The organism is Synechococcus sp. PCC 6716 (assembly GCF_022570815.1).
In the GTDB taxonomy this organism is placed as follows: Bacteria; Cyanobacteriota; Cyanobacteriia; order Thermosynechococcales; family Thermosynechococcaceae; genus Thermosynechococcus; species Thermosynechococcus lividus.
Window position 1 is genome coordinate 1 of record NZ_JAKLTU010000055.1, and the last position, 5899, is coordinate 5899.

The following is a 5899-nucleotide window of genomic DNA, read 5'->3' on the forward strand; positions in this document are numbered from 1 at the left end:
AAACAATCCTGAGCTTGAGCTAACCAATCGAGCAATTGAAAGGTTCCATCTTTCCAATCTTTTGCTGGCTCAAAGATGGCTCTAAACGATTCCTTCTCCTGATGCATTCGAGCCAGACTTGGCACTACTTCTCGAATTTCTTCCAGTTTTGCTTTTTGCTTCTGAGTTAGATTTTCCTCCGGCTTGAGTAAGGCATATTTACTTTGTTTGAGCGCGACTGCAATCTGGGCTTTCTGGACTCCATTTACCGTCTGTTCATTCGCTTTACAAATACTTTGTCGAGCCTTATCCGATTCCTGATTCACAATCTTCATAACATGAAATCGGTCGGCAACCACCGTAGCATTAGGTAGGAGTTTATGAACCAAACTTTTATAGTTTCCAGACAGGTCAATGCTCACCTCAATAATTTGATTGAGTACTGCTGCTCCCCATGCCTCAAGCACTTGCCTCACATCTTCCTGCTTGCGAGAAGGGGCAAGGGGAATTCGCCGCTCTAAATCGACCAAAACAACTATGTAATCTCCTTGTCCTTTACCTAAGGAAATCTCATCTATACCTAATCGTTTTACTGAACTCACATCGACGTGGAGTTTTTTTTACTGACATACTGTACCATTGACCATACTTCTTCATCAGTGAGACCATTTGAAATTGCAACATTATGAATGTCGCTGTGCAAAACCTGTTGCACGATTGACTGAGCAAATCGATCCGTTTGCTTGCGACGATTGCCGATGAAATCGAGCGTTTCACCGAATGGCTTACCACAAGTTCGACACTTAAACTGGCGACGATTGATCTTAAGAAATACGGTTCGTCCACTGATGCTTAAATCTCGCACTAGATACCAATGATTCTGGTGTAAATGACAACTTTTTTGTGGGCAACGTGGGCAAATCGCCTCGGTTGTCTTTGCTTCCACTATAAGAATCAATTCTCCCGCAACATCGGTATAATCTTCAACCTCAATTCCAGGTAGGTTTAGTAGATCAGTTAGAAGTAGCTGCATATCTCAGATTTCGTATAGCATGTTACATTAGCATACCAAGTCCGATAGACCCCCCCTGCTTCACCTTTTGGGCAACATCTACATGGGTGAGGCTCTGTTCTTCCTTGAAGTCTACGATCAACGCCTCTAGCTTTTGCAATAACGGTTCCGGATTTTGGCTCACTTTGTAAGAGTGCGATCGCACCGCCCTAGTAGATTCAGTCCTCTCCTCACTTTTACCTTTTGCCTTTTTACTTTTTACTTGTGGCTTCAACCACAACCATTCCTGCTGTATCTTGCCCTCATCTGCAAACACCAACAGGTGGGATTTGCTGTAGCCTGTGAGTTGGCGATCGAGCTTCACCCGAACTGACCGCGCTGGAATCTCTGGGGTGAGACATTGGTAAACAATAAAGCCGCGCTTTTGAGCAATTGAAGTCACCTCAAAATAGTGACCATCAATCTCGAAGGGCAGTGTGACGCGATCGACCGTATCCCAGCCCAATTCTTCAATGAATAGGGACTCAAAATCAAACGTCTGGAGATACTTTTGGGCACGTTGGCGATTCAGTGGCATCTCAGATCAACTCAAGCAGGGGTCAAATCAGTGGGAAAGTTAGGGTCAAAGAGTTGTTCGGGTGTATAGGGACAACTTTGGGGTAAATCCTCATAGTCTAAAGGGGTTTCACCCACAACTAAATCCTTACCAGATTCATAAGCATCGGCAATTATCTCTGTCAGATAGGGTTTGAGGCTAGGGTTTTGACCGATTAGTTTTTGTGCTGCTCGCCGTTGCTCGCGAATTGTGGCTCGCCAACTTTTACTGCGCTGTTCCGGTTGGTAGTGCCACTTCAACAGGTGCCCAATTAAAATTCCTAAGCGACTTTCCAGTTCTCGACGTTCCTGCTTTCCCAAGGACTCAATTTCCTCCACCAAATTTGGGATGTCCAGATGCTTGAAATCGCCTTCCTTAAGCAACTTTGACTGCTCCAGTGTCCAGGCATAGAAATCCGTTTCGTAGAGATTGGATGGCATATATTCAAGTCCTAACTCAGATCATTGAATTCAAATCAGCGGGAAAATTTGGATCGAACAGTTGCTCGGATGTATAAGGACAAGTCTTCGGTAAATCCTCATAATCCAGGGGAGTCTCTAGCCGTACCAGATCGACTCCAGCTTTATATCCCTTAGCGATCGCCTCTAACAAATAGGGCTTGAGGCTAGGGTTCTCGTCCAACAGATCTTCGATTTCACGACGTTGGATTTGAATGGTCACGCGCCAGCTTTTGCTGCGCTTGTCGGGCTGATAATCCCACTTCAAAAGATGCCCAATTAAAACACCGAGTCGGTTTCTCAGTTCCTGACGCTGTTGCTTCCCCAATGACTCAATTTCCTCCACTAAATTTGGGATGTCCAGATGCTTAAAATCGCCTTCCTTAAGCAACTTTGACTGCTCCAGTGTCCAGGCGTAAAAATCAGTTTCATAGAGATTGGATGGCATACTAATTCTCCTCAGTGGATTGCAGCCAAAAGTCATTATTCAATAATTGCTCGATGGTGCGATCGTAACTCCATGCATCCGGAAAAGAGACTTGAGGATATTCCTTCCGTACATTTTTAAGCGCAATTTGCCAAGCCTTATCAAAACTGAGTTCCCATCGATTGCTTAAGCTCGGTGCGGTATCTAATAAAACTTCTAGTTCCGAACGCTGAGTCCGAATTGTTCGCTCCCATCCATTGTAGTCACCGGGCAAGTTCACATATAACCGTTTTAATAAATGTTCTAGTAAAACAATTAAACGACTAATCAATTCCTTTTTCTGAGAGATCCCCAATGCCTCTACCTCTTCGATCAAATGCTCAATATCCAGATGGTCAAAGTCCCGTGCTTTCAGCTTGGCAACCGTATCTTCTGACCACAACAAAATATCTTGGTCATAGAGGGAGCTTAGATTTGGGGTTTGAGACATTAGAGAATCTCCTTAACGATCTATGGCGGTTGTCTATTCGGTTAGGACAAATTTTGGCTTCTACACTGCGGCAGTTCTCCCTCACCCTAAATCCCTCTCCCCCAAGGAGAAGGACTTAAGCCCTGGTTGCCGACCCCCCTCTCCCAAAGGAGAGGGGCCGGGGGTGAGGGCCAAGCCCAGATGCTTGAGAGTGTCTCAAGCGGCCTGTCCACTGCTATAAAACAATTTCACGCTCCTAAACCTGCCTGTTAGACTCTAATTTAGCCGCTAAATAATCCCATCGAGCAGATAATCTGTGCCCCATCTCGCCGTTCCTCTGGGTTAATTACGCATAGGGCATCGTGCTCCCGCAGAAAGGTCACCAGTTGTGCTAACTGCTCATCGCTGATCCCTGCCTTCAATTCCCGATTCAGGCGGGCGATCGCATTCTGCTTTAAGGGATGCTGGTTAATCTCCTCGATCGCTCGTTCCAAGTTTTCCCATTCCGTCCCCATTGCCAGTAGGGGGGTGGTTTCGCGAACATGTTGGGTGTAGGCCATCAGGCGATCATACGTCCGTGCCGCCGCACTGCGCTTATTGCCCAGGGTGCCCGCCACCGTTTTAGTTTGCTCCGCGATCAACTCTGCACCCCGTTTGACTAATTCATGGTGCTGGGGATGGCGGGGCAAGGGCGGGGTATCAATGCTGCACCGGGCCATCCGGAGAATCCGCATCTGCGACTGGGTAACGCTGTTACCGTCTTTGTCCACCCAGGCTAGGGCATCGGTGCCGCTATCCGTGCGGAGGTACAGCAATACACCCTCCGGATCTGATCCAGTGGGTTCATGCTCCCGTGTGGAATACACCACATCCGGTAATTTCTCGATCGTCCCTTTAAGGGCAGGGTTGGCCTCGATCGCACTTTGCCAGATCTGCAATGCCTCGGAGGTCAAATCCACATCGCCCTCATCGGCTTCATCCAGCACCCCCGATCGCTCATTGTAGAGATTCAACAAGACTTCCCGTGCTTGCTCATCCTCAAAAAAGGCTTCATCGGTGCCCACCACTTCTTGATTTTCGTTGAGGCGATCGCGCAACCGTCCTCGCAGATTGATCAGCCGCTCCACCCCCTCCGCTGGCAAAAACGAGTAGCAGAGAATCTCCTCCGCCTGCTGCCCAATCCGGTCTACCCGCCCCGCCCGCTGAATCAGGCGAATAATCGCCCAGGGCAAATCGTAATTGAGAATGATGGCACAGTCCTGTAGATTTTGCCCCTCACTCAGCACATCCGTCGCCACCAATACCCGCAATTGCTCCGCTGCTGGAATAGGCTTTTCATTACTGATGGGACTAAACCGCCACGCCAGAGCCGTCGGGTCAGCCGATTGTCCTGTTGCTAAGCCCACTTGCCCAATGCCCCGGTCTTCAAGCGCCCTTGCCAGATACCGGGCGGTATCGGCAAACTGAGTGAAAATCAGCACCTTTTCCGTCGGATGCTGCTGTTGTAATAACACCACCAGCGCCCCTAACTTGGCATCCGACGCTGGGTTCCAGTTTCCTGCCAGTTGCAAAATTCCCATCAAGGCGGTGGCATCCTGCTCAAGATGCTGCTGCAACTCTGGACGAAACAGATTGGCACGAATCCACTTAAACCGACGCGGGTATTGATCTCGATAGAGGTTGTAGATTTCGGCAGCTCGACGCGCAAAACTGCCCTCACCCCCGGCCCCTCTCCCTTGTTGGGAGAGGGGAGTAAGAGTGTCTTCGAGTTCCCCTTCTCCTTGGGGAGAAGAGGTTAGGGGATGAGGGTCTTCTTCCCAATCCTGGCTCAAGAGCAAATCTTCATCTTCATCGTTGCCTACTTCATCCAGCAACGCCGCATCTTGGGTGCCAATCGGCAGAGGGAGGTCGCGGGCAATCGCATGGAGATACACATAATTCCGCAGAATATGCCGCTCCAACGACTGGATAAAGGCAGCGCCGCTACTCTCTAATCGCTTAAATAAATTTGTGCGGCAAAAGCCCATTAACCGCTTACCGGCATGGGACAGATTGGCTAATAGTTTTTGTTCCTCATCTGTGGGGGGCTGTTTGGGCTTGGGGGCTTCATACAGTCCTAAGCCGTAGCGCGGTAAATTGAGGGCATTGATCACATCCACTACGCGATCGCTATATAACCGGGCATAGGGATCGGTCTGGGGTTCGCCAATCGTAAACCGCACTGTCCGAGGCCGACGAATCGGGAAATAGGATCGCCGCCCATCGGCAAACTCCAAATAAAACCGTTCTTCACTTTTTCCTTTTCACTTTTGGGTCTATCGGACTTGGTATGCTAATGTAACATGCTATACGAAATCTGAGATATGCAGCTACTTCTAACTGATCTACTCAACCTACCTGGAATTGAGGTTGAAGATTATACCGATGTTGCGGGAGAATTGATTCTTATAGTGGAAGCAAAGACAACCGAGGCGATTTGCCCACGTTGCCAACAAAAAAGTTGTCATTTACGCCAGAATCATTGGTATCTAGTGCGAGATTTAAGCATCAGTGGACGAACCGTATTTCTTAAGATCAASRTCGSAAGCAAACGGATCGATTTGCTCAGTCAATCGTGCAACAGGTTTTGCACAGCAACATTCATAATGTTGCAATTTCAAATGGTCTCACTGATGAAGAAGTATGGTCAATGGTACAGTATGTCAGTAAAAAACTCAACGTCGATGTGAGTTCAGTAAAACGATTAGGTATAGATGAGATTTCCTTAGGTAAAGGACAAGGAGATTACATAGTTGTTTTCGTCGATTTAGAGCGGTGAATTCCCCTTGCCTTTGCCCCTTCTCGCAAGCAGGAAGATGTGAGGCAAGTGCTTGAGGCATGGGGAGCAGCAGTACTCAATCAAATTATTGAGGTGAGCATTGACCTATCTGGAAACTATAAAAGTTTGGTAGATCGGAAG

Annotated in this window: 9 protein-coding genes; 2 read left to right on the forward strand and 7 right to left on the reverse strand. The window is 48.0% G+C overall.

Features of this window, described 5'->3' with window-relative positions; all coding sequences use genetic code 11:
* The 7 genes from L5220_RS14090 to L5220_RS14120 all read right to left on the reverse strand — a co-directional run.
* Positions 1-581: ISL3 family transposase (locus L5220_RS14090; RefSeq protein ID WP_499574271.1), on the reverse strand; the 581-nt coding region annotated here is incomplete at its 3' end.
* Complete coding sequence (locus tag L5220_RS14095) at positions 578-1012, reverse strand: transposase family protein (RefSeq protein WP_499574273.1); 435 nt, start codon at positions 1010-1012, stop codon at positions 578-580. The genes L5220_RS14090 and L5220_RS14095, both read right to left, overlap by 4 nt.
* Positions 1013-1034: 22 nt before the next feature.
* Entirely contained in the window at positions 1035-1568 is a 534-nt protein-coding gene (locus tag L5220_RS14100) for a hypothetical protein (protein ID WP_499574275.1), read from the reverse strand.
* A gap of 11 nt (positions 1569-1579) precedes the next feature.
* Positions 1580-2026, reverse strand: a complete 447-nt coding sequence (locus L5220_RS14105) for a DUF29 domain-containing protein (protein WP_099798871.1) — start codon at positions 2024-2026, stop codon at positions 1580-1582.
* 16 nt (positions 2027-2042) lie between these two features.
* Positions 2043-2492, reverse strand: a complete 450-nt coding sequence (locus L5220_RS14110; protein WP_499574277.1) for a DUF29 domain-containing protein — start codon at positions 2490-2492, stop codon at positions 2043-2045.
* 1 nt (position 2493) lies between these two features.
* The gene (locus tag L5220_RS14115) at positions 2494-2961 is read right to left on the reverse strand and encodes a DUF29 domain-containing protein (RefSeq protein ID WP_499574279.1); all 468 of its coding nucleotides are present in this window, start codon (positions 2959-2961) and stop codon (positions 2494-2496) included.
* A 260-nt stretch (positions 2962-3221) separates the two neighbouring features.
* Positions 3222-5216, reverse strand: a complete 1995-nt coding sequence (locus L5220_RS14120; RefSeq protein ID WP_499574281.1) for a C-terminal helicase domain-containing protein — start codon at positions 5214-5216, stop codon at positions 3222-3224.
* A gap of 87 nt (positions 5217-5303) precedes the next feature.
* Here L5220_RS14120 and L5220_RS14125 point away from each other — a divergent pair, with 87 nt between their 5' ends.
* Both L5220_RS14125 and L5220_RS14130 read left to right on the forward strand, forming a co-directional pair.
* Positions 5304-5669, forward strand: coding sequence for a transposase family protein (locus L5220_RS14125; protein ID WP_499574282.1), 366 nt, complete (start codon positions 5304-5306; stop codon positions 5667-5669).
* Positions 5630-5758 carry a hypothetical protein gene (locus tag L5220_RS14130; RefSeq protein ID WP_499574284.1) on the forward strand — a complete coding sequence of 43 codons (129 nt, stop codon included), beginning with the start codon at positions 5630-5632 and terminating at the stop codon, positions 5756-5758. The genes L5220_RS14125 and L5220_RS14130 overlap by 40 nt, the downstream gene beginning before the upstream one ends.
* The last annotated feature ends 141 nt before the right edge of the window (positions 5759-5899 follow it).

Bases quoted from the DNA above. Each gene is read 5' to 3' on its own strand.
- L5220_RS14095 (WP_499574273.1), bottom strand. From the start codon at position 1,012: ATGCAGCTACTTCTAACTGATCTACTAAACCTACCTGGAATTGAGGTT.
- L5220_RS14100 (WP_499574275.1), bottom strand. From the start codon at position 1,568: ATGCCACTGAATCGCCAACGTGCCCAAAAGTATCTCCAGACGTTTGAT.
- L5220_RS14105 (WP_099798871.1), bottom strand. From the start codon at position 2,026: ATGCCATCCAATCTCTACGAAACGGATTTCTATGCCTGGACACTGGAG.
- L5220_RS14110 (WP_499574277.1), bottom strand. From the start codon at position 2,492: ATGCCATCCAATCTCTATGAAACTGATTTTTACGCCTGGACACTGGAG.
- L5220_RS14115 (WP_499574279.1), bottom strand. From the start codon at position 2,961: ATGTCTCAAACCCCAAATCTAAGCTCCCTCTATGACCAAGATATTTTG.
- L5220_RS14130 (WP_499574284.1), top strand. From the start codon at position 5,630: ATGGTACAGTATGTCAGTAAAAAACTCAACGTCGATGTGAGTTCAGTA.